The organism is Methylobacterium sp. P5_C11 (genome assembly GCF_054049775.1).
This window is the reverse complement of the sequence record NZ_JBFULS010000063.1, coordinates 1-23,491: the sequence shown is the minus strand read 5'-3', so window position 1 is coordinate 23,491 and position 23,491 is coordinate 1. Positions and strand designations below refer to the sequence as shown.

24 protein-coding genes and 1 riboswitch are annotated in these 23,491 nt (G+C 71.7%); of the genes, 7 read left to right on the top strand and 17 right to left on the bottom strand.

The features are described 5' to 3' along the window. Nucleotides 1–4: 4 nt before the first annotated feature. Nucleotides 5–1,135 carry a uroporphyrinogen decarboxylase gene (locus tag ACXJKQ_RS23910; RefSeq protein ID WP_457108186.1) on the bottom strand — a complete coding sequence of 377 codons (1,131 nt, stop codon included), beginning with the start codon at nucleotides 1,133–1,135 and terminating at the stop codon, nucleotides 5–7. A gap of 466 nt (nucleotides 1,136–1,601) precedes the next feature. Between ACXJKQ_RS23910 and ACXJKQ_RS23905 the strand changes: the two genes are divergently transcribed. Next, a complete protein-coding gene (locus ACXJKQ_RS23905) occupies nucleotides 1,602–2,432 on the top strand; it encodes a pyruvate, water dikinase regulatory protein (RefSeq protein ID WP_457108185.1) in 831 nt (276 codons plus the stop codon). A 116-nt stretch (nucleotides 2,433–2,548) separates the two neighbouring features. Here the strand turns inward: ACXJKQ_RS23905 and crcB are convergent, their stop codons facing one another. The 10 genes from crcB to ACXJKQ_RS23855 form a co-directional block, all read right to left on the bottom strand. Continuing rightward, on the bottom strand, nucleotides 2,549–2,938 hold the full coding sequence (crcB, locus tag ACXJKQ_RS23900) for a fluoride efflux transporter CrcB (RefSeq protein ID WP_457108184.1): 390 nt from the start codon (nucleotides 2,936–2,938) through the stop codon (nucleotides 2,549–2,551). 83 nt (nucleotides 2,939–3,021) lie between these two features. Further along, a riboswitch (Fluoride riboswitch) is annotated at nucleotides 3,022–3,093 on the bottom strand. A gap of 91 nt (nucleotides 3,094–3,184) precedes the next feature. Further along, nucleotides 3,185–3,694, bottom strand: a complete 510-nt coding sequence (locus tag ACXJKQ_RS23895) for a hypothetical protein (protein ID WP_457108183.1) — start codon at nucleotides 3,692–3,694, stop codon at nucleotides 3,185–3,187. 171 nt (nucleotides 3,695–3,865) lie between these two features. Next, nucleotides 3,866–4,297 (bottom strand): EF-hand domain-containing protein, encoded by a 432-nt coding sequence (locus ACXJKQ_RS23890; RefSeq protein WP_457108182.1) that lies wholly within the window; start codon nucleotides 4,295–4,297, stop codon nucleotides 3,866–3,868. A gap of 115 nt (nucleotides 4,298–4,412) precedes the next feature. Beyond that, nucleotides 4,413–5,708, bottom strand: a complete 1,296-nt coding sequence (locus ACXJKQ_RS23885; protein ID WP_457108194.1) for a hypothetical protein — start codon at nucleotides 5,706–5,708, stop codon at nucleotides 4,413–4,415. 293 nt (nucleotides 5,709–6,001) lie between these two features. Continuing rightward, nucleotides 6,002–6,922, bottom strand: coding sequence for a tetratricopeptide repeat protein (locus tag ACXJKQ_RS23880; protein ID WP_457108181.1), 921 nt, complete (start codon nucleotides 6,920–6,922; stop codon nucleotides 6,002–6,004). Then, on the bottom strand, nucleotides 6,922–7,851 hold the full coding sequence (locus tag ACXJKQ_RS23875) for a VWA domain-containing protein (RefSeq protein WP_457108180.1): 930 nt from the start codon (nucleotides 7,849–7,851) through the stop codon (nucleotides 6,922–6,924). Before ACXJKQ_RS23875 ends, ACXJKQ_RS23880 begins: the two co-directional genes overlap by 1 nt. A gap of 103 nt (nucleotides 7,852–7,954) precedes the next feature. Beyond that, on the bottom strand, nucleotides 7,955–8,992 hold the full coding sequence (locus ACXJKQ_RS23870) for a VWA domain-containing protein (RefSeq protein ID WP_457108179.1): 1,038 nt from the start codon (nucleotides 8,990–8,992) through the stop codon (nucleotides 7,955–7,957). Beyond that, nucleotides 8,989–9,462, bottom strand: a complete 474-nt coding sequence (locus tag ACXJKQ_RS23865) for a DUF4381 family protein (protein ID WP_457108178.1) — start codon at nucleotides 9,460–9,462, stop codon at nucleotides 8,989–8,991. The genes ACXJKQ_RS23870 and ACXJKQ_RS23865 overlap by 4 nt, the downstream gene beginning before the upstream one ends. A 24-nt stretch (nucleotides 9,463–9,486) precedes the next feature. Further along, nucleotides 9,487–10,356 (bottom strand): DUF58 domain-containing protein, encoded by an 870-nt coding sequence (locus tag ACXJKQ_RS23860; RefSeq protein ID WP_457108177.1) that lies wholly within the window; start codon nucleotides 10,354–10,356, stop codon nucleotides 9,487–9,489. Nucleotides 10,357–10,622: 266 nt separating this feature from the next. Then, the gene (locus ACXJKQ_RS23855) at nucleotides 10,623–11,636 is read right to left on the bottom strand and encodes an AAA family ATPase (protein ID WP_457108176.1); all 1,014 of its coding nucleotides are present in this window, start codon (nucleotides 11,634–11,636) and stop codon (nucleotides 10,623–10,625) included. 236 nt (nucleotides 11,637–11,872) lie between these two features. Here ACXJKQ_RS23855 and ACXJKQ_RS23850 point away from each other — a divergent pair, with 236 nt between their 5' ends. Continuing rightward, nucleotides 11,873–12,583, top strand: coding sequence for an MgtC/SapB family protein (locus tag ACXJKQ_RS23850; RefSeq protein WP_457108175.1), 711 nt, complete (start codon nucleotides 11,873–11,875; stop codon nucleotides 12,581–12,583). Nucleotides 12,584–12,723: 140 nt separating this feature from the next. On the opposite strand, the gene ACXJKQ_RS23845 is transcribed toward ACXJKQ_RS23850, so the two are convergent. Together ACXJKQ_RS23845 and ACXJKQ_RS23840 are read right to left on the bottom strand one after the other, a co-directional pair. Beyond that, nucleotides 12,724–13,314 (bottom strand): TetR/AcrR family transcriptional regulator, encoded by a 591-nt coding sequence (locus tag ACXJKQ_RS23845; RefSeq protein WP_457108174.1) that lies wholly within the window; start codon nucleotides 13,312–13,314, stop codon nucleotides 12,724–12,726. Further along, nucleotides 13,311–13,775 carry a nuclear transport factor 2 family protein gene (locus ACXJKQ_RS23840; protein ID WP_457108173.1) on the bottom strand — a complete coding sequence of 155 codons (465 nt, stop codon included), beginning with the start codon at nucleotides 13,773–13,775 and terminating at the stop codon, nucleotides 13,311–13,313. Before ACXJKQ_RS23840 ends, ACXJKQ_RS23845 begins: the two co-directional genes overlap by 4 nt. 288 nt (nucleotides 13,776–14,063) lie before the next feature. Here ACXJKQ_RS23840 and ACXJKQ_RS23835 point away from each other — a divergent pair, with 288 nt between their 5' ends. Beyond that, complete coding sequence (locus tag ACXJKQ_RS23835; RefSeq protein ID WP_457108172.1) at nucleotides 14,064–14,750, top strand: SDR family oxidoreductase; 687 nt, start codon at nucleotides 14,064–14,066, stop codon at nucleotides 14,748–14,750. A 21-nt stretch (nucleotides 14,751–14,771) separates the two neighbouring features. On the opposite strand, the gene ACXJKQ_RS23830 is transcribed toward ACXJKQ_RS23835, so the two are convergent. Continuing rightward, the gene (locus ACXJKQ_RS23830) at nucleotides 14,772–15,104 is read right to left on the bottom strand and encodes a hypothetical protein (RefSeq protein WP_457108171.1); all 333 of its coding nucleotides are present in this window, start codon (nucleotides 15,102–15,104) and stop codon (nucleotides 14,772–14,774) included. 293 nt (nucleotides 15,105–15,397) lie between these two features. Here ACXJKQ_RS23830 and ACXJKQ_RS23825 point away from each other — a divergent pair, with 293 nt between their 5' ends. The 4 genes from ACXJKQ_RS23825 (at nucleotide 15,398) to rnhA (ending at nucleotide 18,930) form a co-directional block, all read left to right on the top strand. Continuing rightward, the gene (locus ACXJKQ_RS23825) at nucleotides 15,398–16,243 is read left to right on the top strand and encodes a C40 family peptidase (protein WP_457108170.1); all 846 of its coding nucleotides are present in this window, start codon (nucleotides 15,398–15,400) and stop codon (nucleotides 16,241–16,243) included. 120 nt (nucleotides 16,244–16,363) lie between these two features. Further along, entirely contained in the window at nucleotides 16,364–17,365 is a 1,002-nt protein-coding gene (gene ispH / locus ACXJKQ_RS23820) for a 4-hydroxy-3-methylbut-2-enyl diphosphate reductase (RefSeq protein ID WP_457108169.1), read from the top strand. Between the two features lie 118 nt (nucleotides 17,366–17,483). Beyond that, nucleotides 17,484–18,449, top strand: a complete 966-nt coding sequence (locus tag ACXJKQ_RS23815) for a homoserine kinase (RefSeq protein WP_457108168.1) — start codon at nucleotides 17,484–17,486, stop codon at nucleotides 18,447–18,449. A 7-nt stretch (nucleotides 18,450–18,456) separates the two neighbouring features. Next, a complete protein-coding gene (gene rnhA / locus ACXJKQ_RS23810) occupies nucleotides 18,457–18,930 on the top strand; it encodes a ribonuclease HI (protein WP_457108167.1) in 474 nt (157 codons plus the stop codon). 30 nt (nucleotides 18,931–18,960) lie between these two features. Here the strand turns inward: rnhA and zwf are convergent, their stop codons facing one another. From zwf to ACXJKQ_RS23795, 3 genes are all read right to left on the bottom strand, one after another. Next, entirely contained in the window at nucleotides 18,961–20,487 is a 1,527-nt protein-coding gene (gene zwf / locus ACXJKQ_RS23805) for a glucose-6-phosphate dehydrogenase (RefSeq protein ID WP_457108166.1), read from the bottom strand. Between the two features lie 296 nt (nucleotides 20,488–20,783). Continuing rightward, a complete protein-coding gene (locus ACXJKQ_RS23800; RefSeq protein ID WP_457108165.1) occupies nucleotides 20,784–22,334 on the bottom strand; it encodes an efflux transporter outer membrane subunit in 1,551 nt (516 codons plus the stop codon). 188 nt (nucleotides 22,335–22,522) lie between these two features. After that, the coding region (locus ACXJKQ_RS23795) for an efflux RND transporter permease subunit (RefSeq protein WP_457108164.1) at nucleotides 22,523–23,491 on the bottom strand (969 nt) is incomplete at its 5' end.

Sequence of the window (23,491 nt, the reverse complement as noted above, 5' to 3'; positions counted from 1 at the left end):
CGGGCTACCGGCGGAGCCGCGCGAGCATCCGCTCGACATGGGCGACAGGCGTCTGCGGCGTGATGCCGTGGCCGAGGTTGAAGACGTGGGGCAGGCCGGCGGTCGCCGCCAGCACGGCGTCCACCGCGGCGTCGAGGGCTGCGCCCCCTTCGATCAGCGTCTCGGGATGGAGGTTGCCCTGCGTCACCGTCGTGGCCGGCACCGCCGCCCGAAGCGCCTTCAGGTCCACCCCCCAGTCGACCCCGACGGCGTCGGCGCCGGTCTCGGGCACGACCCGGGCATGGCCGTCGAGGCCCGAGCCGCGGGCGAACACGATGATCTTCGCGTGGGGCACCCGTTCGCGGACACCGGCGATCATCCGGGCGATCGGGCGCAGGGACCAGCGGGCCAACGCGTCCCCGTTCGCGCCGTCCGGCAGGCCGCTCTCGGCGACGTCGCCCACGGGCTCGACGGTGCCCCCCGAGGGCGGGACGGCGAGCGGCAGGGTGCCGGCATGGGACTCGAAGATCTGCACGGCGTCGGCGCCGGCCTCGAGCTGGCGCACGAGATAATCGGTCTGCACCGCCACGAGGCGGTCGATGAGGGCATCGACCAGGGCCGTGTCGCCCTCGGCCAGCGCCCGCGCCGGGGCGAGGTCCGCGGTGCCGCGGCCGCCGATCATGTAGCTCGCCACCGTCCAGGGGGCGCCGCAGAAGCCGAGCAGCGTCGTCTCGCGGGGCAGTTCCGCCCGCAGCCGCGTCACCGTCTCGAAGACCGGGGCGAGGTGGGTCATGATCGCCGGGTCGCCGGCCTCGCGCAGCCGGCCGTAGGCCTCCCGGCCGTCGAGCGGATCGAGGCGCGGCCCCTCGCCCTCCACGAAGCGCACGTCCTGGCCCAGCGCGTGGGGGACGACCAGGATGTCCGAGAACAGGATCGCCGCGTCGAAGCCGAAGCGCCGGATCGGCTGGAGCGTCACCTCGACGGCGAAGTCCGGGCTGTAGCAGAGGTCGAGGAACGAGCCGGCTTCCGCGCGGGTCGCCCGGTATTCCGGCAGGTAGCGCCCGGCCTGGCGCATCATCCAGGCGGGGGGCCGTCCGATCGCCTCCCCTTCGAGGACGCGCAGCATCTTGCGTTCCACCGGCGGTGTCCCCGTCATCTGCGCTCCCACCCCGCTTTTAGCCCATCCGGCATGCCCGTCGGCGCGCCTCCTGTCGAGTCGAAGCGCGCCGATCCCCACACAGGCCCCTTCGAAAAGAAAAGAGAGATTCTAGGACTCTGTTTTTTCTCTTGGGGGGCCGAATCGCGGGGGCACAAATGCATCCACAGGCGGTCCCCGACGCCGCGCCGTTAACGGGGCTTTAAAGGATTTCCTCCAACTTGCGAGAACCGGAAGGTCCGACAGCGCCTTGGCAACGCCGAGTCGTGTACGCACCCCCCGTGCGTCCCGGATTCTCCCACGCGCCCGGATTCCGCCGGCCCGGATCGACGGCCTGTGAACGGCGGAGTCGATAACCGGCGGGACCGCTTCCCTGGACCGGCCCGGCAGGGCATCCTATCCACATCCATCGACTCCCCTGGCGGCCGACGGTGGATAACGTGGCCCCCGCGATGAAGGCGACCGGATGGGCCGCAGCTACTTCCACCTCCACCTCGTCTCGGACTCCACCGGCGAGACGCTGATCAATGTCGGGCGTGCGGCGGCCGCGCAGTACGAGGGCGTCTCGGCGATCGAGCACGTCTACCCGCTGGTGCGCTCGGCCGCGCAGCTCGACCGGGTGATCTCGGAGATCCGGGCGGCGCCGGGCCTCGTCCTCTACACCCTGGTGGGGGGCGATCTCGGCGAGCGGCTGGAAGAGGTCGCCCGCGAGACCGGATCGCCCTGCCTCTCGGTGCTGCGGCCGGTCCACGATCTGCTGCGCGCCTATCTCGGCGCCGAGACGACCGCCCGGCCCGGCGCCCAGCACATGCTGAACGCCGAGTACTTCAAGCGCATCGACGCGATGAATTTCACGCTGGCCCACGACGACGGCAACCTGCCGGAGAACCTGGAGGAGGCCGACGTGATCCTGCTCGGGGTCAGCCGGACCTCGAAGACGCCGACCTCGATCTACCTCGCCAATCGCGGCCTCAAGACCACCAACCTGCCGCTGGTCCCCGGCCTGCCGCTGCCGCCGGCGATCGAGCGCGCCCGCAAGCCCCTGGTGGTCGGCCTGTTCGCCTCGCCGGAGCGGATCGTGCAGATCCGCCAGAACCGCCTCTCCAGCCTCAACGCCGACGAATCGTCCCTCTACGTCGACCGCTCGGCGGTGGCGGACGAGATCACGATGTCCCGCCGGCTGTTCACGAGGAACCGCTGGCCCACGATCGACGTCACCCGCCGCTCCATCGAGGAGACCGCGGCGGCCATCGTCGACCTCTACCGCGACCACAGGCTGAAGTTCATCGCGGATTGATCGGGGGTTCCAAGGAGCTCGGCCCTTCGCCGGGGTCCAGGGCGGAGCCCCGGAACCACCCGGGCTCCGCCCTGGACCCGCACGAGGTCGCCGACCTCGTGAAACCGGGACTTTGGTCAGCTGCCGCTCAGGACCGTGCGCACCAGGGCGAGGCCCGCCAGCAGCCCGACAAGACCGGTCGCCACCGAGGCCACCACGTAGAGGGCGGCGGCCGCCGTCTCGCCGCGCTGGTACAGGCTGATCGCGTCGAGGGAGAAGGTCGAGAAGGTCGTGAAGCCGCCGAGCACCCCGGTGGTCAGGAACAGCCGTGCCGGGTGGCCCGCCGCACCGCGCAGGGCGAAGCCCTCGGCGAGCACGCCCATCAGGAACGAGCCCAGCACGTTGATGATCAGCGTGGCGAGGGGGAAGCCGAGACCCGGCAGCAGCCGGGCGACCGCGACGTTGACACCGTGGCGGAATCCGCCCCCGACCCCGGCTCCGAGAAAGACGATGAGGGTGTTGATCATGCCTGCCCTTCCTGTTCGGTCGGGCGGCTTCGTCCTGTCGCGGCTTCGGCGCACGGCCCCACCGCGGACGGCCGAGGCGCGCCCGTGCGGTAGGAGCCATCAGCCCGGCAGCGGATGCCGGGCGGTTGTCGGGGAGCTCCATCCCCATCGCGGACAGGCTTAGCGCAGGAAGCCGGGGAGGGGAATCCGGTTTTCCGGCGCCCGCGCCCCCGCTTCCGAACCCCATCCGCCCGGTCGAGCGGTGACTCAGCGGGCGTAGGCGAAGTGGCTGCGCTGCTCGATCTGGGCGGCGTAGAAGTCCTCGACCACCTCGCGGACCACCTCGGCCAGCTCGTCGCCCCGGTGCTCGTCGAGCTGGATGTCGCTGCCGACGGTCCGGCCGACGGCGCAGCTCGCCGCCCCCGGCACGAGGCGCTCGTTGTAGCGCTGGTTCAGGCCCGAGACCGAGATGTAGTTGCTGCCGCCGAGTTCGGGTCCGTACTTGATCTTGATCTTCTGCTCGGAATCGGTGCCGCGAAGCTGCGCGCAGAGGCTGATGAAGTTGTCCTGATCGATCTTCGCCTCGAGGCCGGTAATGCTGCCGTGGACGTTGTCCTCCTCGTTGAGCACCTCGGCCATGAGGTTCAGGACGCCGACGACGGGTTCCAGCGCCCGGGCGCCGTCCTCCAGAAGCTTCTTGCGGAAGTCGTTGCTGCGGGCATCGGCCTCCTGCAGCCGCGCGCGGAACCTGTCCTTGACTTCGTTGACGCGCGCCATCGCGCTCCTCCCGGGTGGTTCATCCGATGCTTTGTCGCTCGGACATTGAGAACCTACGGAGGCAGTTCAGATGATGCAAGATCGTGCAAAATATTGATGCCTGCTCAGAACTTGAGCCGTTGCACAGGAATAATACTTGCTCAGGAACTGTGCAACGGCGCTCGGCGGGCCTTACTTGAGGAGCTGCAGCAGGCTCCGTCCGGCCGGCGTCTTGAGTTCCTTGGCGTCGAGCTTTCCGTCGTTGTCGGGATCGGCGGCCTTGAAGCGCTGCTCGACCAGGGCGAGGTATTCCTTGCGGTCGAGGGTCCCGTCACCGTCGGGATCGGCCGACTTCAGATCCTTCTTGCTGAGCCGGCCCTTCAATTCCTTGGCGTCGACGGTGCCGTCCTTGTCGTGTTCGGCGCCGTCGAGGACCTTTCCGGCGGCGGCCTGCGCCTCGGCCAAGTCGATCGTGCCGTCGTTGTCGGTGTCGACCATCTTCAGCGTGCGCTCGGTGCCGGCGCTCCGGGCCAGGGCCGCGGACGGCAGCCCGGTCGGGACGGCGAGGCCGAGGACGAGGGTCGCGGCGAGCGCGCGGGCGGGTCTGTTCAGGATCGCGGGCATGAGCGAAATCTCCGGTGGCAATCAGCGCCGGCAGCCCAAGCCGCCATCCGGCGGTGCGTTCCCCACGACGCGTTCACAAGCGGACGATCAGCGCGCCGAACCTGCGCCGCAACGCTCAGCGGACCGGCCCGTCGAGGGGGGCGAGCGGGCTCGCTTCCCGGAGAGCGGCGGCGAGCCGTTCGGGGCGCGACAGGGACCGGGCGAGCGCGGGGAGGTCCGGGACGGGGCTACCGGATGCACCGAAGACCGCCCGGTCGAGGGCAACGAACGCAACCGCGAGGTCGGGCCGCGCTCGCCAGATCCGCGCGAGGTCGGGGGCTTCCCGCATCGCGGCGTCGAGCGCCGCGCGGAACCTGCCCGGATCGCCCGCGCGGGCTGCCGCGCGCAGCGCCCGGCGGGTCCGGGCGGACAGGCGCAGGGTCGGCCGGCCAAGCCCGAAGCCGATCAGCGCCAGGCCCAGCCCGAAGGCGGCGAGAGCCGCGGCGGCGACCATGAGCGGCGAGGGGATCGCGGGGGGCGCCGCGTCGGTCGCGCGGTCGGGCAGGCCGCCGCCGATCTGCCGGGCCGGGATCTCGGTCTCGCGCATCGTGCGGGTGCTGGTGTCGAACCACGGGATCGCGATGGCGTCGAGGGGGATGATCTCCGGCACGCCGGGCTTCACGTCCCACTGGTAGGTCGCCCGGGCCACGGGGCCGGAGGGGGTCAGCAGCGTCTCGCGGGTGACCGGCCCCGCGAAGGTGATGATGCCGCGGGTGCGCATCACTGGCCGGGGCGGCAGGCCCTCGGCGACCATGCCCTGCGCCTCCAGGGTGACGATCCGGCGGGCGGTCTCGCCGACCTTGATGGTCTCGGGGTCCGGACTCCAGGAATCCGTGATGGCGACGTCCCTGGCGGGCAGCCACCAGGGCTCCTTGGCGTCGGGACCGCCGGTGGGGGCGGTCCATTGCGCCACGGGGAAGGGGATCGGCTGCGAGCGGACCTCGACGGTCCGCCGCTCGCCGACATCGTTGACGGTGAGCTTGTGGACGAACGGCTCGATGGTGAACTGGCCCGGGTGGTGCGGGAAGACCGCCACGGTTCGGTCGAACGCGATGGCGCTCTGGCCGTCCGGCAGCTTGGCCTTGCTCCAATGGTCGCGGCCGAGCTGCGTCCAGGAGAAGTTGGCCAGCGAGGGTTGCACCACCTCCTCGAGCAGGATCGGCTGCTTGTAGACCCCGTGGATCTTCAGGAGCACCATCTCGCGGGGGTAGGGGGCGCTGTTGCCGTTCAGCTCCGCGGTCACCGTCAGGGTGAGGTCGCCCGGCTCGATCTCGGCCCGGGCGGGCAGGGGCGCGAGGAGGGGCGCGAGGAGGCTGAGGACAAGGGCAAGCAGGACGCGCGCCCGCCCTTCCTCCCCCGCAGTGGCTTGCAGATTCACGCATCCGCTTCGGCATTGCGGTTTCGGGATCGGGCGCGGGTCCCCGCTCCCGTCCGGGAGAAGGACAGGGTGAGGGTCGAGACCGTTCAGAACGAGGCGCGCCCTGTCGGCGCATCGATCCGGTGCCCCATCCGGAGCGTTCTCGTGCCTCAGCCCAACCCTCTCCCGCACGGGAGCGGGGGCGCGTCGCGCCCTGCCGCCAGCGTTGGTGTTCAGTGGAGAAGTGTGAACATCGGAGCCCGCAGAGGGGGGAGGGGGATCGCGCCTCTCGGAAACGCCAGAACACATCACCACGGATTGCTCCCGGCGGGAATCGCGGTGCCGGCCTCGACCCGCCGGGTCTGCTCGGCGCGCAGGCGCAGCTTGAGATAGCGGCCGGGATCGTCCGGCAGGGTCTGGAGCCAGAGCCGGTCCGGGCGGATCTCGTGGGCCTCGAAGCTCTTGGTCACCCGGCGGACCTCGCGCTCGGGCGCCTCGGCCACCATCGCCGAGCCGCCCCCGGTCCGGCCGCGGCCGGCGGCGTCGCCGGCCGAGCCCCGGGCCTGCCCCTTGCCGGTGTCGATCGATTGCTGCTCGGCCTTGCCGCGACGGGCGACCTTGCTGTTGCCGGGCAGCGACGCGCTGGCATTCGATTCCTTGTTGCCCGCCAGACCTTCGCCGCTGGAGGCGGCGTTGATGTCGTTGTTCTGGTCCTGGTTGGCGGTGTTGTTGTAGCGGGCGCCGTACTGGCCGGTCCCGTTGGCGATGCCGCCGCCGGGGCCGCGGTCGATCACCTCGGCCTGCATCCGGGCGATGAGCGAGCGGTTGGCCTGGGCGTCGGCGTCGCGGGGGTTGAAGCGCAGGGCTTCGTCGTAGGCGGCGAGCGCGCCGTCGAGGTCGCCCGATCGTGCCAGGGCATTGCCGAGATTGTAGCTCGCCCGCCGCCCGCCGGTGCGGAACAGCGCGATCGCGTCCGGATACCGGCCGGCCTCGTAGAGGGCGGCGGCGCGCCAGGCGGGATCGACGAAGACGCCCGCGGCCAGCCCCGGCAGGCCGAGTCCCATCAGCAGGCGCCCGAAGCCGGTGCGCGGCTGCGAGACGGCGAGCAGCGCCAGGAGGCCGACCCCGGCGAGCGCCAGACCGGCGATCCGGGCGAGGCGACGCCAGCGCGGCGGCAGGCCGGCGCGGAGCGGGACGGCGAAGCCCGAGTCGGGGAGGGTGAGCCGCATCACGCGCTCCTGCGGAACAGGACCAGGGCCGGCAGGGCCGCTAGCAGCAGCAGCCAGCGTCCCAGATCCGCGTAGGCCAGGACGCTGTAGCCGCCCGCCGCGAGGTGCTGGCTGAGCCCGGCGCCGACCACGTCGAGCACCGGACCCGGGGTCGCGATGTCGGCTGTGCCGCCGCCGCCCGCCCGGGCGAGGGCGTCGAGGGCGGCCCGGTCGGGCTTCGGCGCGCCGGGGGGCAGCGGCTTGTCGGCGGGGACGAACAGGGCCTGGAGCCGCCAGCCGTGCTCGGCGATGGCGCGGGCCTCGCGGTTGGCGGCCTCGCCGATGCCGTCGCCGTCGCTGATCAGCACCACGTCGGCCGCCACCACGTTGGCCTCCGCCAGGGTGCGGCGGGCCAGCGCCAGCCCGCGCTCGGGGTGGGAGCCGCGGTCTGGCACCGTGTCGGCGTCGAGCGCGAACAGGGTGGTGCCGAGGCTGTCGCGGTCCGTGGTCGGGGAGGCCGCGAGATAGGCGTCGCCCGCGTAGACCACGAGTGCGACCGCCCGGGTGCCGGCGGCCTCCGCCACTGCGGCGGCGGCCTGCCGGACGCCCTGGAGGTTGCCGCCCTCGGTGACCGAACGGGACAGGTCGACGACGATCACGGTCTCGTCGAGATTGCGGAAGGTCTGCCCGTCCGCGCGTTCCACCGCGGGGCCGGTCAGCGCCAGGGCGATCAGCCCAGCCGCCAGCGCGGCGGCGAGGTTCGCCTGCCGCCGCCCGCCCAGCACCGCCCCGGCGCGCGTGAGGTGGGCCATCAGCGCCGGATCCACCGCCCGGACCCAGTCGCCCAGCGGCGCCGAGCGCCACGCGGCGCGCAGCGCGAGCAGGACGACCACCGGGATCGCCAGGAACCACCAGGGGCGCAGGAGCGCGACGGTGCCGAGGAGGCTCATGGGGTGGATCCTCCAACCCCAACGCCCTCATCCTTCGAGGCCTGCGCTGCGTACCGGCACCTCCGGATGAGGAGGGTGGTTGGACGGGCGGGGTATCGACCCATCACGCCCCCCTCCGGCTGGCCAGGAGCGCGGCGCCGGCGAGGAGCGCGAGGGCCGCCGGCCAGGGCCAGAGGTCCCTGCGCAGGGGCAGGGGCGGGGCCAGGGCGCGGCCGCCCTCCAGCCGGTCGATGGCCTCGGCGACCCGGACGAGGTCGTCCGTGGTGCGCACCCGGAACGCCTCGCCGCCACTGGCCTGCGCCATGTCGCGCAGGGTCTCGGTGTCGACGACGTCCTGCTCGCCGTCGGCATCGGCCATGTCGCGGGGGCCGAGGGCGATCGTGTAGACCTTGATGCCGAGTTCCTTGGCGAGGTCGGCCACGTCCTTGGGAGCGGTCTGGCCGGCATTGTTGGCGCCGTCCGACAGCAGGATCACGGCCTTCGCGGCCTTCGCACCGGCGTGGCTCCCGGAAGCGGCATCGCCTTCGGCGTCCCGCGGGTCCAGGCGGCGGAGGGCGAGGCCGAGGCCGTCGCCGATGCCGGTGGAGCGGCCGCTGATGCCGATCGTCGCCTCGTCGAGGGCGCGGGCGACCGCGGCGGTGTCGAAGCTCAGGGCCGCCGCCACGTAGGCCTGATCGGCGAAGATCACGAGGCCGATCCGGTCCCCGGCCCGGCGGCGGATGAAGTCGGTGCCGACGCGCTTGACCGCCGTGAGCCGGTTCACGGTCTCGCCGTCGAGGGCGAAGTCCCGCCGCTCCATCGAGCCCGACAGGTCCATGGCGATCATGATCTCGCGGCCGGAGGCCGGGAGGGCGGCGGCCGGCAGGACGAGGCGCGGACCCGACAGGGCCGCCACCAGGGCGATCCAGAGCGTCCAGGTCAGCAGCGCCCGCCGCCGCCCGCGGGCCGCGAGGTCGGCGCCGGAGCGCGCCCCGCCCACCAGCGTGCCGGGCACGCGCAGGGCGCCGCTGCCGCCCTCGGGCTCGGCGGGGATCAGGCGGGCCGCCAGCAGGGGCAGGGGGAGGGCGAGGAGCGCCCAGGGCGCCGCGCAGTCGAAGGCCGAGAGCAGCGCGCTGAGCCACGCGGGCAGGAACGCGCTCATGCCCGCAGCCGTCCGATCAGGCGGCCGAGTTCGGCATCCAGGGCGTCGAGGTCGGGATCCTGCCGCCGGTACAGACCGTCGGCCAAGACCCGGCCGGCGCCCCCGGAGAAGAACGTGGTCCCGAACAGCGCGTCCAGGCGGGCGGCCCAGTCGGCGCCCGTCGCCCGGGCTTCGGTCTCGCCGCCGAGGGTCCGGCCGAGGCGGCGCAGGAGCCGGGCCTGGGCGACGAGGCGCGCCTCCGGGTCGAGGCCGCGGCTCCGGGCGAGTTCGGCCAGCGCGGCCCGGCGGAGGCCGGCCCGCGCCCGGCCGCGCCAATAGCGCACGAGTCCCACCAGCAGGGCCGCGAGGAAGCCGAGGACGGCCGCCGCGACGACCTCGCCCTGCACGGCGCCAGCGGCGCCGCCGGGCAGGTGCAGGCCCCGGAGCTGATCGAGGGACAGGGGAATCTCGGCGGGCGCGACCGGGTTCATCGGATCGGGCCGCGGGATCGGGCCTCACAGCACCGCATCGAGGCGCTCCATGAGCGGCGCGTAGGCCTCCGGGCCGGTCTCGACGTCGAGGCGCACCCCCGCGATGCCCCGGTGGGCGTAGTCCGCGAGCCGGGCCTCGGCGGATTCTTCCGCCGGCCCGGCCGCCGTCGGCAGTGCGGTCCCGCGGCGGCCGTCCGCGAGGGCGAAGGGGTAGAAGCCCGGCGGCCGGGCGCGCTCGAAGGCGTCGCTCACCAGGATCAGCCGGATCGCGATCCGCTCGGCGAGCAGGGTCAGGAGTTCGTCGAAGCCCGGGCCTGGATCGTCCAGGGCGCTGGCGATGACGAGGTGACCGCCGGCGGGCAGCAGGCTGCGGGCGAGGGCGAGCGTCGCCTCCAGCGGCGGCTCCGCGCGGGCCGGCGCCCCGGACTCGGCCGCCAGCGCGTCGGCATGGGCCTGGGCGAGGGCGCCGGTTACCGCGATCATGGCGCGCTCGCCGCCCGACGGCCGCAGCACGGTCGGCGCCCCGGAGCCCGCGACCGCGAGGCCGACCCGGCCGCCATCGGCCGCGACCCGCCAGCCGAGCAGCGCCAGGGCCTCGGCGGCCGCCACCGAGCGCAGCGCCCGGCGAGTGCCGAACAGCATGGAGGGCCGGAAATCGGCGAGGAGCACCACGGCCCGGTCGCGCTCGTCGTGGTGGGTGCGGACATGGAGCTGCCCGGTGCGGGCCGTGGCGTTGCGGTCGATGAAGCGCCGGTCGTCGCCCTCGGACCACAGGCGGACGTCCTCCGGCTCGGAACCGCGCCCGCGGCGCCGGGTGACGATGCCGCCGGGCAGACCTGCCAACGTCCGGGTGGCGGGTGCGGAACCCCGCCGCGCGAGGTGGCGCAGGCCCATCAGGGCCTCGCCCGAGAGGTGGATGCCGGCGGCGCTTCCGATCCCTGCACCATTTGCGGGGATGGGCGGCCCGGCCGTCGGGCCGGGTCGGGCCGGGTCGAAGTCCCGCGCGCGGGGAGCGCCGCTTCCGAAGAGGGATGTGGCCGTCCCATCGGGCGAGCCCGTGCCCAAAGCGTCTCTCCCCGCTCCCCCCCTGCTGCGCACGGTACCCTCCCCCGCAGAGGGGGGAGGGGATCTGCGGCGCGCCTGCCCGAACCCGAACACCGTCAGAGCGCCCGCACCCGCTGAACCAGCTCGCCGACGAGGCCGCGCGCCGTCTTGCCCTCGGCGGCCGCCCGCCAGGTCAGGCCGATGCGGTGGGAGAGCGCGTCCCGGGCGAGTTCGGTGACGTCCTCGGGGATGACGTGGTCGCGGCCCCGCAGCCAGGCCCGGGCCTTGCCGGCCATCATCAGCGCCAGGGTGCCCCGCGGCGAGGCCGGGTGCTCGATCATGGCGCGCAGGTCCGGGGCGGCCACGTCGGTGCGGGTCGCCGCCACCAGCCGGACCAGATAATCCTTGAGCGCCGGCGACACGTAAGTGGCGAGCGCCGCCTCCCGGGCGGCCCGCACGTCCGCCAGCGACAGCCGCATGGTCATGGCGTCGACGTGATGGGTGATCTCGCCCTCCACGAGGTCGAGGATCGCCCGTTCGGTCGCCTCGTCGGGCATGTCGACCACGACGTGGAGCAGGAAGCGGTCGAGCTGCGCCTCCGGCAGCGGAAAGGTGCCGGCATGCTCGATCGGGTTCTGGGTCGCCACGACCATGAACGGATCGGAGAGCCGATGGGTGTGACCGGAGACCGTCACCTGCCCCTCGGCCATGGATTCGAGGAGTGCCGACTGGACCTTCGGGGGGGCGCGGTTGACCTCGTCCACCAGCACGAGGGCGTGGAACAGGGGTCCGGGCAGGAACTCGAAGGTGCCGCTGTCCTGGCGCCAGACGGTGGTGCCGGTCAGATCGGCCGGCATCAGGTCCGGGGTGCACTGGATGCGCGCGAAGGAGCCGTCGAGGCCGTCGGCCAGCCGCTTGACCGCGCGGGTCTTGGCCAGCCCCGGCGCGCCCTCGATCAGCAGGTGGCCGCCGGTCAGGAGCCCGATCAGCAGGCGCTCGACGAGGCCGGCGCTGCCGATCAGGCCGCGCTCCAGGCCCTCGCGCAGCGCCATGACGCGGCCGTGAAGGCCGGCGTCGGGCGTGCTGCTGGCAACGCTGTCGGACCGGCGCTCAGCGAGGGCGCCGCTCATGCGGAGAAAGATCCTGCGCGGATCGACTCCGCCGGGTGGTGGGCCATGTCCGGGGCCGCGTCCTGCATCCTGCACGTCTCCTCGGCCGGGTCCCGAATTCTTAAGGGATCCTCAGGCTCTTGCCGGTGTGCCCGCTGCCCGGTGCGGCCGTCAATCCCGGTTCGGATGCCCTTTCGGATCGGGGCCGGTCCATGGTGTCACGGTTTCGTCACCTCCCCGCTCCCATGAGGTCGCGGATGACCAGCTACGCCGCCCTGCCCGAAGAAGTGAAATCCGCCATCGGCCTGCTCGTGGCCTTCGTGCTCGGCACGATCATCGGGGCCGAACGCCAGTACCGGCAGCGCACCGCGGGCCTGCGCACGGCGGTGCTCGTCGCGGTGGGGGCCAGCGCCTTCGTCGATCTCGGCATGCGGCTCACCGGTCCGGACGGGGGCGTCCGCACGGTAGCCTACGTGATCTCCGGCATCGGCTTCCTCGGCGCCGGCGTGATCATGAAGGAGGGCATGAACGTCCGCGGCCTCAACACGGCTGCCACCCTGTGGTGCTCGGCCGCCGTCGGGGCCTTCTGCGGTGCGGACCTGCCCCTGGAGGCGGTGTTCGTGATGGTGACGGTGCTGGCCTGCAACACCGCCCTCCGGCCCCTGGTGAACGCCATCAACCGCGCGCCGATCCGCGAATCCGCCACGGAGGCGACCTACGAGGTCCAGGTGACCACGGCGCCCGGCGAGGCCGGGCCGGCCCAGGACATGCTGGTGGAGCGTCTGGAGGCGGCGAACTACCCGGTCGGCAGCGTCGAGATCGAGGAGCGGGGCGAGACCGCGGTCGACGTGGTGGCGACGCTCACGGCCAGCGCCGTGAAGGCGGAGGAACTCGACGCCGTGACCAACGAGCTGGCCCGCATGCCCGGTATCCGCCACGCCACGTGGTCGGTGCAGACCGCCGATTGATTGAATTTGCGGTCAAAGCGCGGTCCGCTCGACCGTACCGGTGGCTGCCTCCGACCCAACCCCGCTGGTCCGGACTGCATCCGGGCGGCCTGGAACCGGACGTTCGGATGCAGGACGCTTTTTTGGCGAAGCGGCGTCATTCATCGGCCTGCGCTATGACGAGCGATCGCGCCGAGCAGGGTCGAATGCTGTCGGTGAACGACCCGGAGAAAGGCCTCTTCCTCTCCCAAGGCTCGCGCCAACACGATCGCGCCCTGTATCCCCGACACCGCCTCCTCCGCGAGCTGCACGGCCAGTGATTTGGGAATGCCCCCGGCTTCGAGGCAGTGGGCCAGCGCCGATATCCAGCGCGCGAAGTAACGCCTTGTCCGAACCGCAAAAACCGCGCCGGAGGCATTCAGACCGATGCAGCCGACGAGGCAGACCCTTCGGCCGGACCGGAAGTAGGCCGTCACGTCGTCGATCATGGACGTGACGGCCGCTGCCGGATCCTGTGCCTGCTCCAGCGGCGAGAAGATCGCCGTCGCAAACCAGGAATCGATGTCGGCAAGGACCGCCTCCATCATCTCTTCCTTCCCGCCCGGGAAGAAGTTGTAGAGGCTGCCCTTGCCGAGCCCGGTCGCCTTCGACAGCACCGACAGGCTCGCGCCCTCGAACCCGTGCTCGCGGAACGCTTCCGCCAGTGCCGGCACGGCGCCGGCACGCTCCGTCAGGACCCGCTTCGCGCTCAAAGACCGAGGTCGCTGAGCGAGGGGTGATCGTCGGGTCGGCGGCCAAGCGGCCAACGGTATTTGCGCTCCGCTTCGGTGATCGGCATCTCGTTGATGCTGGCATGGCGGTGCGCCATCAATCCGTCGTCAGCGAATTCCCAGTTCTCATTGCCGTAGGCGCGGAACCAGTGTCCGCTGTCGTCGCGATACTCATAGGCATAGCGCACCGCGATACGGTTGCCGGTGAAGGCCCACAGCTCCTTGACCAGCCTGTATTCGTGCTCCTTGTTCCATTTGCGCGTGAGGAAGGCCTGCGCCTCCTCCCGATTCGTCACGAATTCGACCCGGTTCCGCCAGCGCGTGTCGTGCGTGTAGGCCAACGCGACCTTGGCCGCGTCGCGCGTGTTCCAGCCGTCCTCGGCAAGGCGCACCTTCTCAATCGCCGACTCTTCGGTGAACGGTGGAAGCGGAGGACGGGACATCAGATCGCCTTTCTGAATCAGTTTGTACCGTTCGGTACAAAGGCGCGGTCGATCCGTCAATCCCCGTCAGGCCAACCTGCTTCTCCGGACCGGCCTCTGCAGGCGGCCAGCAGCCTCGTCCCGCGCTTCCGTTCCGAAAGCGGACGGTCTCGAAACCACCCGACGCGGATCCGGGCCGGGTCGTGCGGGGCACGTTCGAACCCCGGACTCTGACCGTTCGGGACTCAACCCGGACACGAAACCTCCGGATCCGATCAGACTTTATCCGGCCGATCCCGGAGACCCATCATGACCCAATCGCAGAAGCACGCGCTGATCGTCGGAGCCTCCCGCGGCCTGGGGCTCGGCCTCGTCGAGACCTTCCTGGCCCGCGGCTGGCGGGTCACTGCCACCCAGCGCACGCCGTCCCCGGCTCTCGCCCGCCTGGGTTCGGAGGCCCTGCGCGTCGAGACCGCCGACATCGACGACGATCCCGGCGTCGCCGCCCTGCACGAGCGGCTGGCCTCCGAGCGTTTCGCGCTGATCTTCGTGGTGGCCGGCATCGCCACGCAGGCGCACGACCCGGCGCACGCGGTGCCCCGCGCGATCGCCGCGCAGGTCTACCTCACCAACGCGATCAGCCCGATCCGCTTCGCCGAGGCTTTCCGCGACCGCCTCGCCCCCGGCGGCAGCATCGCCCTGATGAGTTCGATCCTCGGCAGCGTCAGCCTGAACGAGACCGGCGGCTGGGAGACCTACCGGGCCAGCAAGGCGGCGCTGAACACCCTGGCGCGCAGCTTCGAGATCCGGCACCGGGCGGAGAACGTCTCCGTGCTGATCCTGCATCCGGGCTGGGTGCGTACCGAGATGGGCGGCGCGGAGGCCGACATCGACGTGGCGACCAGCGTCACAGGCCTCGCCGACGTGATCGGGGCGCAGCTCGGCCGGCCGGGCGCCCACTACCTCGACTACCGCGGCGAGACGCTGCCATGGTGACGCGGTCTCCCTGACGGGCGCTCAGCGGCGTGGATCGAGGGGGCGGCTGCGCCGCTCGATCACCACGGTCGGGCGGGTGCGGCGCTCGACCACCACGGTGCGGAGCGCCCGGCTCGGGCTCGCCTGGGTCAGGATCCGCTCGGGGACGCGCTCCGGCTTGGCCTTCTTGGCCGCCAGAACGTGCGGGCGGACCTCGTCGGCCGGCAGGCCCATCAGGCCGGCGGCGATCTCGACCTGCTGCTCGACATCGTCGGCGAGATCCTGCGCGGCGGCGACCGCCTCGTTCACCGTCGGCGGCTCGCGGCGGACGCGGATCGGCGGCAGGTCGGCGAAGCTCTTCTGTGTCTTCTTCACGGGGCGACTCGCGGTCTTCATCCGACAGACATAGCGCCTTCCAGGACAGTTGTGCAGTGCATCAAAAACCTGTGAGCGCCGTCTCGGGCACATGCCTGGGGGCGGATGACGCGGCGTTGGGCAGTGCCGCAAGGAGCATCCCAAGGGCGGACCGAAGCACGCGATCAATCCGGCGGCAGAATCCGTCCGAACTCACGCGCGGTGCGACATAGAAGCGCAGAGAGCTGCCTGTGGGGCTCGGCCGCAGCGCGGTCACCCGCCGACGTTAAGGCCCGCCGTGATACCGTGACCCGATGACAGACACCCTCGATCCCCGCCTCACCCCGGCCCGCCCGGAGGTCGCCGCTCTCGGCCTGCGGGATCGCGTCACGGCGGCCCGTTACGTGGCCGCGACGCCGCGCCGGGTCACGGCACCCGCCGCCCCCCTGCGCCGGGCTCCGTCCCCCCAGGCCGGGCTCGACACCGAGGCGCTCCTCGGCGACGCGGTCGATCTGTACGACGAGACCGAGGGCTTCGCCTTCGTGCAGCTCGTCCGCGACGGCTATGTCGGCTACCTGCCAGCCGCCTGCCTCGGCCCGGCCGAGCCGGAGCCGACGCACCGGGTCACGGCCCTGCGCACCTTCCTGTATCCCGAGCCGGACTTGAAACGACCGGTCCGCGGCCACCTCAGCCTCGGCGCCCGCCTCGTGGCGACAGGCGCGTCGGGCGCGTATCTGGAGACCCCGGGGGGCTACGTGTTCGCCGCGCATTGTTCGCCCGTGGCGACCCACGAACCGGACTACGTGGCCACGGCCGTGCGGCTGGCCGGGACGCCCTATCTGTGGGGTGGGCGCACGAGCCTCGGGCTCGACTGCTCCGGCCTGGTGCAGCTCTGCCTGGACGCGGCGGGGCTGCCCTGCCCCCGCGACGCCGACATGCAGGAGGCGGCTCTCGGGCAGGCCTTGCCCCTCGACCTCGCATGCCTGCGCCGGGGCGACCTCGTGTTCTGGCGCGGCCATGTCGGTCTGATGCGCGATTCCGAGACGCTCATCCATGCCAACGGCCACCACATGGCGGTGGCGGCCGAGCCGCTGGCGGAGGCCGTCTCCCGGATCCGGGCCACCAGCTTCGGTGCGGTCACCAGCCTCCGGCGCCTTTAAGGCGGCGGGGTCCAAGTCCCGCGGCAATCGTGCTACAGGGCGCCGCCGCGTCCCTCTTCCTGCCCGGTTCGTGGGTCACTCCTGTTGACAGGAGTACCCCGCCCTCGCCACATCGCCCCCATGACCGCCGATATCGCGACCCCCGAGCCCGTCCCGGGCACCGCCGGCAAGCCGCCGCTGGAGATCCTGCTCTGCGCCCCGCGCGGCTTCTGCGCCGGCGTGGTGCGGGCCATCGACGTCGTGGAGCGAGCTCTCGCCATCTATGGGCCGCCCGTCTACGTCCGCCACGAGATCGTGCACAACAAGTACGTCGTGGAGAGCCTGAAGCGGAAGGGCGCCGTGTTCGTCCGCGAACTCGACGAGGTGCCGGACGGCGGCGCCCCGGTGATCTTCTCCGCCCACGGCGTCGCCAAGACCGTGCCGGCCAATGCCGATTCGCGCGGCCTGACCACCATCGACGCCACCTGTCCGCTGGTCACCAAGGTCCACCGCGAGGCCGAGATCCACCACAAGCGCGGCCGCCACGTGCTGCTGGTCGGCCATTCCGGCCATCCGGAGGTCGTCGGCACCATGGGCCAGCTGCCCAAGGGCTCGATCACCCTGGTGGAGGACCTCGACCAGATCGCGGCCCTGACCCCCGACAACCCCGACAACCTCGCCTGGGTCACCCAGACGACCCTGTCGGTGGACGACACCCGGCACATCGTCGACGCCCTCAAGAAGAAGTTCCCGACCATCACCGGGCCGCATAAGGACGACATCTGCTACGCCACCACGAATCGCCAGGAGGCGGTGAAGCAGGTGGCGCCGCTGGTGGACGCCCTGATCGTCGTCGGGTCCTCGAACTCCTCGAACTCGCAGCGCCTGCGCGAGGTCGCCGAGCGCGTCGGCTGCCCGATCACCCGTCTGGTGCTCCGCGCCGAGGAGATCGACTGGCCGGCCTTCGAGGGCATCCGCAAGCTCGGCTTGACCGCCGGCGCCTCGGCCCCCGAGGTGCTGGTCGAGGAGATCATCGACGCCTTCGCGGCCCGCTACGACGTCGTCGTCGACACGGTCTCGACGGTGATCGAGGACATGGTCTTCCCGCTGCCGCGGGAGCTGCGCAGCGAGGCCGCCGAATAGGCAGTTTCGGACCGCGCAGCCTGCGGGGCCGCTCGGCCTCGAGGCCCGGCAGGGTCTGTGCGGGGGCGCTGCGGCGCCCCTCGCCTTATCGAAGTTCCGACATTCAGAGCGCGCATACGTGGCCGTCTACACCGAGGTATCCGACGCGGCGCTCGCTGAGTTCCTGTCCGCCTACGCGATCGGCGGCCTGCTCTCCTACAAGGGCATCGCCGAAGGGGTCGAGAACTCGAACTTCTTCCTGCACACCACCGACGGCGCCTACATCCTGACCCTCTACGAGAAGCGGGTCCGCGAGCAGGACCTGCCGTTCTTCATCGGCCTGATGGAGCATCTCTCGGCCCGCGGCCTCGCCTGCCCGCAACCGGTGCGGGACCGGACCGGCCAGGCCCTCGGACAGCTCTGCGGCCGGCCCGCCGCCATCGTGAGCTTCCTGGAGGGCGTCTCGGTCAAGGCGCCGGGCGCGGAGCATTGCCGGGAACTCGGCCGGGCGCTGGCCGAGCTGCACGCCGCCGGCCGGGATTTTCCGATGGTGCGGGACAACAGCCTCTCGGTCGCCGCATGGCGGCCGCTGTTCGCGCAGGCCGAGGCTCAGGCCGACTCGGTCGCCCCCGGCCTCGTCGAACGGACCCGGGCCGACCTCGCCGTCCTAGAGGCGCACTGGCCCCGGAACCTGCCGGGCGGGGTGATCCACGCGGATCTCTTCACCGACAACGTGTTCTTCATCGGCGACGCCCTGTCGGGCCTGATCGATTTCTACTTCGCCTGCACCGACGCCTTCGCGTACGACCTCGCGGTCTGCCTCAACGCGTGGTGCTTCGACCCCGACGGTCCCTTCCACCGGGACAGGGCGGCGGCGCTGATCGCCGGCTACGAGGCGGTGCGGCCCCTGGAGACCGCCGAGGTCGCGGCGCTGCCGATCCTGTGCCGCGGCGCCGCTCTGCGCTTCATGCTGACCCGGCTGGTCGACTGGCTGAACGTGCCTCCCGGCGCCCTGGTCAGGCCGAAGGACCCACGGGAATTCGATCGCCGGCTCGCCTTTCACCGGCAGGCGCGGGACGCGCGGGATTACGGCCGCCAGGGTTGATGACCGGATGAGCACCGAGACGACCGAGGCGGCCTCCGAGCCGACGCGGGTCAAGATCTACACCGACGGCGCCTGCTCGGGAAATCCGGGTCCCGGCGGCTGGGGGGCGATCCTAATCTTCGGCGACACCCGGAAGGAACTCTCCGGGGGCGAGGCCCACACCACCAACAACCGGATGGAGATCCTGGCGGCGATCGAGGCGCTCGAGGCCCTGAAGCGCCCCTGCCGGGTCGACCTGTTCACGGACTCGCAGTACCTGCGCCAGGGCATCACCGGCTGGATCCACAACTGGAAGGCGCGAGGCTGGCGGACCGCCGACAAGAAGCCCGTCAAGAACGAGGACCTCTGGCGGCGCGTCGACGCCGCCCGGGAGCGCCACGAGGTGGCATGGCATTGGGTGAAGGGCCATGCCAGCGACCCGCTGAACAACCGGGTCGACGCGCTGGCCGTGGCGGCGATGCTGCCGTTCAAGCGGCGCTGAACGGCGTTCCCGCGCCCCGGGCCGGATCGTTCAGTCGGTCTCGCCGTCGAGGCCCAGCCAGTGGCGGCCGTCCCGGGCCAGGAGGTCGTCGGCCTCCGTTGGGCCGGCGCTTCCGGCCGGGTAGAACGCCACCCCCGGCTGCGGCCAGCCCTTGAGCAGGGGATCCACCGCGCTCCAGCCGGCCTCGATGTTGTCGGCGCGCTGGAACAGCGTCGCGTCGCCGGTCATGCAATCGTAGAGCAGCGTCTCGTAGCCGACATTCGGCGTGTCGGCGAAGAAGTCCTTGTAGCGGAAGCCGGAGCGTACCCGGCCGATCTTCATCTGCGGCCCGGGCACCTTCACGTTGAACTCCGTGCTGACCCCATGGTCCGGATCGACCAGGATCCGCATCACGGTCGGGCCGAGATCGGCGTTGGGCGTATCGGCGAACATCTTGAACGGTGCCGGCTTGAACAGCACCGCGATCTCGGTGCGCCGGCCGGTCATGCGCTTGCCGGTGCGGACGTAGAACGGCACCCCGGCCCAGCGCCAGTTCTCGATGTGGAGCTTCAGGGCGATGTAGGTCTCGGTGACCGAGTCCTTCGCCACGTGCGGCTCGTCCCGGTAGGCGGGCACGTCGCGTCCCTCCGAGGTGCCGGCCGTGTACTGGCCGCGCACCGCGTCCTCGGGCGGGATCGGCCGCACGGCCTCGGCGAGCTTGGCCTTCTCGGTGCGCACGGCCTCCGCGTCGAAGGAGTTCGGCGGCTCCATGGCGACCATGCAGAGCAGCTGGAACATGTGGTTCGGCACCATGTCGCGCAGCGCCCCGGTGGGCTCGTAGAAGCCGCCGCGCTCCTCGACGCCGACCGTCTCGGCGGCGGTGATCTGGATGCTGTCGATGTATTCCCGCCGCCAGACCGGCTCCAGCAGGCCGTTGGCGAAGCGGAACGCCATGATCGACTGGACCGTCTCCTTACCGAGAAAGTGGTCGATCCGGTAGAATTGGCTCTCGTCGCCTTGGCGGAGGATGCGCGCGTTGAGGTCCCGGGCCGAAGCGAGGTCCGAGCCGAACGGCTTCTCGATCACAACCCGGCGGAACTGGTTCTCCGCCTGCTTGAGCAGGCCCGCCTGCCCGAGCCCGTCCACGATGGTGCCGAAGAAGCGGGCCGCCACCGCGCAGTAGAACACCGCGCTGCCGTTCACCCGCTGCTTGACGGCCTCGAAGGTCTCGGGCTTCTCGAAATCGCCCTTGAGGTAGTACAGTCGCTCCCGGATGAAGCCCCAGCTCTTCGCGTCGATGTGATCGGCGTGGAACTCGGAGGTCGGATCCTTGCTGAACGCCTCCAGGGTCTGGGTGAGGGTGTCGCGCAGGGTTTCGTCGGTACCGTCGCCGTGGTCGACGCCCAGGATCGAGAAGCCCTCCGGCAGCAATCCCGCGCCCGCGAGGTTGTAGAGCGACGGCATCAGCAGGCGCTTGGTCAGGTCTCCGCCCGCCCCGAAGATCACCAGCGTGCAGGGGGGGGCGGGCTGCGTACCGCAGGCCGCGTCATCCTTGAGAGCTGTCGTCGGCCCGGCCATCCCTGACTCCCGTCTGGCTGCGCTGCAGCAAACCGGCCTGACAACCCGCCGCAGCGAAGCCCGTTCCGGCGCCGATGAGGCTGTGCCGTGCCGATCCTAGGACCGGGCGCCCCGCATGCATACCCACGCGCGCGAACCCCGGACCCATGGGCCCGTCGTCCTCAGCGCACGGCATGACCGGCACGCCCCCTGGATCACGTCGCTGCGCACGCGCCGGTGCAAGGTGTGCGGCAGCCTTCACCGGACGATCGCGTGCGCAAGGCCGCCGCTCGGACCGGCGGGAGGATCGCAGCAGCCTACTCGTCGGGGCGGACCGCCTGACCGCCCTGGTCGATCGGCAGGCTCGGACCCTTCAGCTCGGAATCGCTCGGCAGGGAGCGCACGTCCCAGCCGCCGCCGAGTGCCCGGATCAACGTCACCGCCGCGGTGAAGCGGCTCAAGCGTACCTGGAGGGCGTTGATCTCGTTGGTCACGAGCAATCCCTGCGCGGTCACCACCGTGGTGAAGTTCTGCGTGCCGGCCCTGTATTCGTTGAGCGTGATCTCGACGGCCTTGCGGGACAGGTCCACGGCCGTGTCCTGCGCCCCCTGCTGCTGGCCCAGGATGCGCAGCGCCGCCATCTGGTTCTCGACCTCCGCGAAGGCGGCGAGCACCACCTGCCGGTAATTGGCCACCGCGGCGTCGTAGCCGGCTTCCGCTGAGCGCAGGGCCGCCGTGCGCGCGCCGCCGTCGAACAGGACCTCGCTGCCCGATGCGGCCACCGACCAGACTTGGTTGGCGGCCGAGAGCAGGCCGTTTCGGGTCGCCCCGGAGATGCCGCCCTGGGCCGAGATCGTCACGGTGGGGAAGAAGGCCGCCACCGCCACGCCGATGCGCTCGCTCTGCGCCTGGACGAGGCGCTCGGCCTGGGCGACGTCCGGCCGCCGCTCCAGCAGGTCGCTGGGGATCCCAACCGGCACGCCGGGCGGATTGCGCGGGATGCCGGCCACCGGGACCGACACCTCGGAGGGCGGCCGCCCGATCAGGGTGGCGATGGCGTTCACGTACTGCACCCGGGTCAGGCGCACCGCGATGGCCTGGGCCTCGATGGTCTGGACCTGGGTCTGCGCCGTGATCACGTCGGAGCGGGCCGCCACGCCGGCGGCGTATTGGTTCTCGGTGATCGCAAGCGTCTTCTTGAAGTTCGCGACGTTCTCGTCGAGCACCTTCTGGAGCGCATCGGCGTAGCGCACGGTCAGGTAATCGGCCGCCACTTCCGCCTGGATGGTCAGGCGGGTCAGCGCGAGGGTGGCGGCGTCGGATTGCGCCAGGGCCGCCTCGCTCTCGATGGTGCGGCGGGTGCCACCGAACAGGTCGAGTTCCCAGCTCGCCTGACCGAGCAGCGACACGTTGGTGCGGGTGGTGGTGCCGCTGCCGGTCCGGGTGATGCTCGGCGCCCCGATCACCGTCGGGTACAGGGCGGCCTGGGCGGAGGCGACCAGCGCCCGCGCCTGCCGGTAATTCGCCACCGCCTGCCGGAGGGACTGGTTGTCGACGTCGACGAGGCGGATCAGCCGGTCCAGGGTCGGATCGCGAAAGACCCGCCACCAGTCGCCCCGCTCGGCCGCATCGTTGGGCCGGGCCTCGCGCCAGCCCTTCCGGCGCGCGGCGACGGAGGCTGGGCTGTCCTCCCGGACGCCGCCCTGCCTGTAGGCGAAGGGCGTCTCCACCGAGGGTCGGGCATAGTCGGGTCCGACCACGCAGCCGGCGAGGAGGGGCGCGGCGAGGAGGAGGGCGGCGAGGGTGCGGGGCCGCCGATCGGCAGCGGCAGGTTCGTGGCTCAACGGTCCAATGGAAGCAGGCGTCATGCCCACCCGCGCCCTCATCCTGAGGTGACGGAGCGCAGCGGAGGCGTCGACGGAGCCCTCCAGCCGGCCGCGCGATCCCTGGAGCTCTCCTTCGAGGCTGCTGCGCAGCCCCTCAGGATGAGGGGCATGCTGGGACAAACCCGCACCCGCGACCGGAGCCGCCGCTGTTTCACGTGAAACCTTAACCATCACTCTCCGGCCGGCAGTGCCGCTTCTCCGCCCCGTCCGGCGCGCCTGCGCCGGTTGAGCACCCTGTGCCGGAGGCGATCGAGGGTGAGGTAGACGACGGGGGTGGTGTAGAGGGTCAGGATCTGGCTCACAATCAGCCCGCCGACGATGGCGATGCCCAGGGGGCGGCGCAGCTCCGCGCCCTCGCCGTTGGCCAGGATCAGCGGCACGGCGCCGAGCATGGCGGCCAGCGTCGTCATCATGATCGGCCGGAAGCGCAGGAGACAGGCCTCGCGGATCGCGTCCACGGGATTCGCGCCGCGGGTCCGCTCGGCGTCGATCGCCACGTCGATCATCATGATCGCGTTCTTCTTCACGATGCCGATGAGCAGGAACACGGCGATCAGCGCGATGATGGTGAAGTCGGTCCCGGTCACCAGCAGGGCCAGAACCGCGCCGACGCCGGCCGAGGGGAGGGTGGAGAGGATCGTGAGCGGGTGCACGAAGCTCTCGTAGAGAACGCCGAGCACCGCGTAGACCGCCAGGATCGCCGCCAGGATCAGGAGCGGCTGGCGCGACGCGGAGGCGACGTAGTTCTTGGCCGCACCCGCATACTCGCCGTGGATCGTGGCGGGCAGCTGCAGGGAGGCCATCGCCCGGTCGATCGCGTCGGTGGCGTCCGACAGGCTCTTGCCCGGGGCGAGGTTGAACGAGATCGTGGTCGCCACGAACAGGCCCTGGTGGCTCACCTGCACGGGGGCGCTGCCCGGCTCGATCCGCGCGAAGGCCGAGAGCGGGACCATCGTCTCCTTCGAAGCTGAGACCGGCGCGCTCGACGAGGCGCCCCCCTTGCTCGCCGCGATGGCGTTGGAGGAGGCGTTGCGGGCCGAGTCGGACGCGATGGCCGCGGCGTTCGAGGCGGTGTCGGCGGTGCTGGCCGCAGCCGCCGCGGCCGCGACGGCTCCGGTCCCGCCCGAGGCGCTACCCAC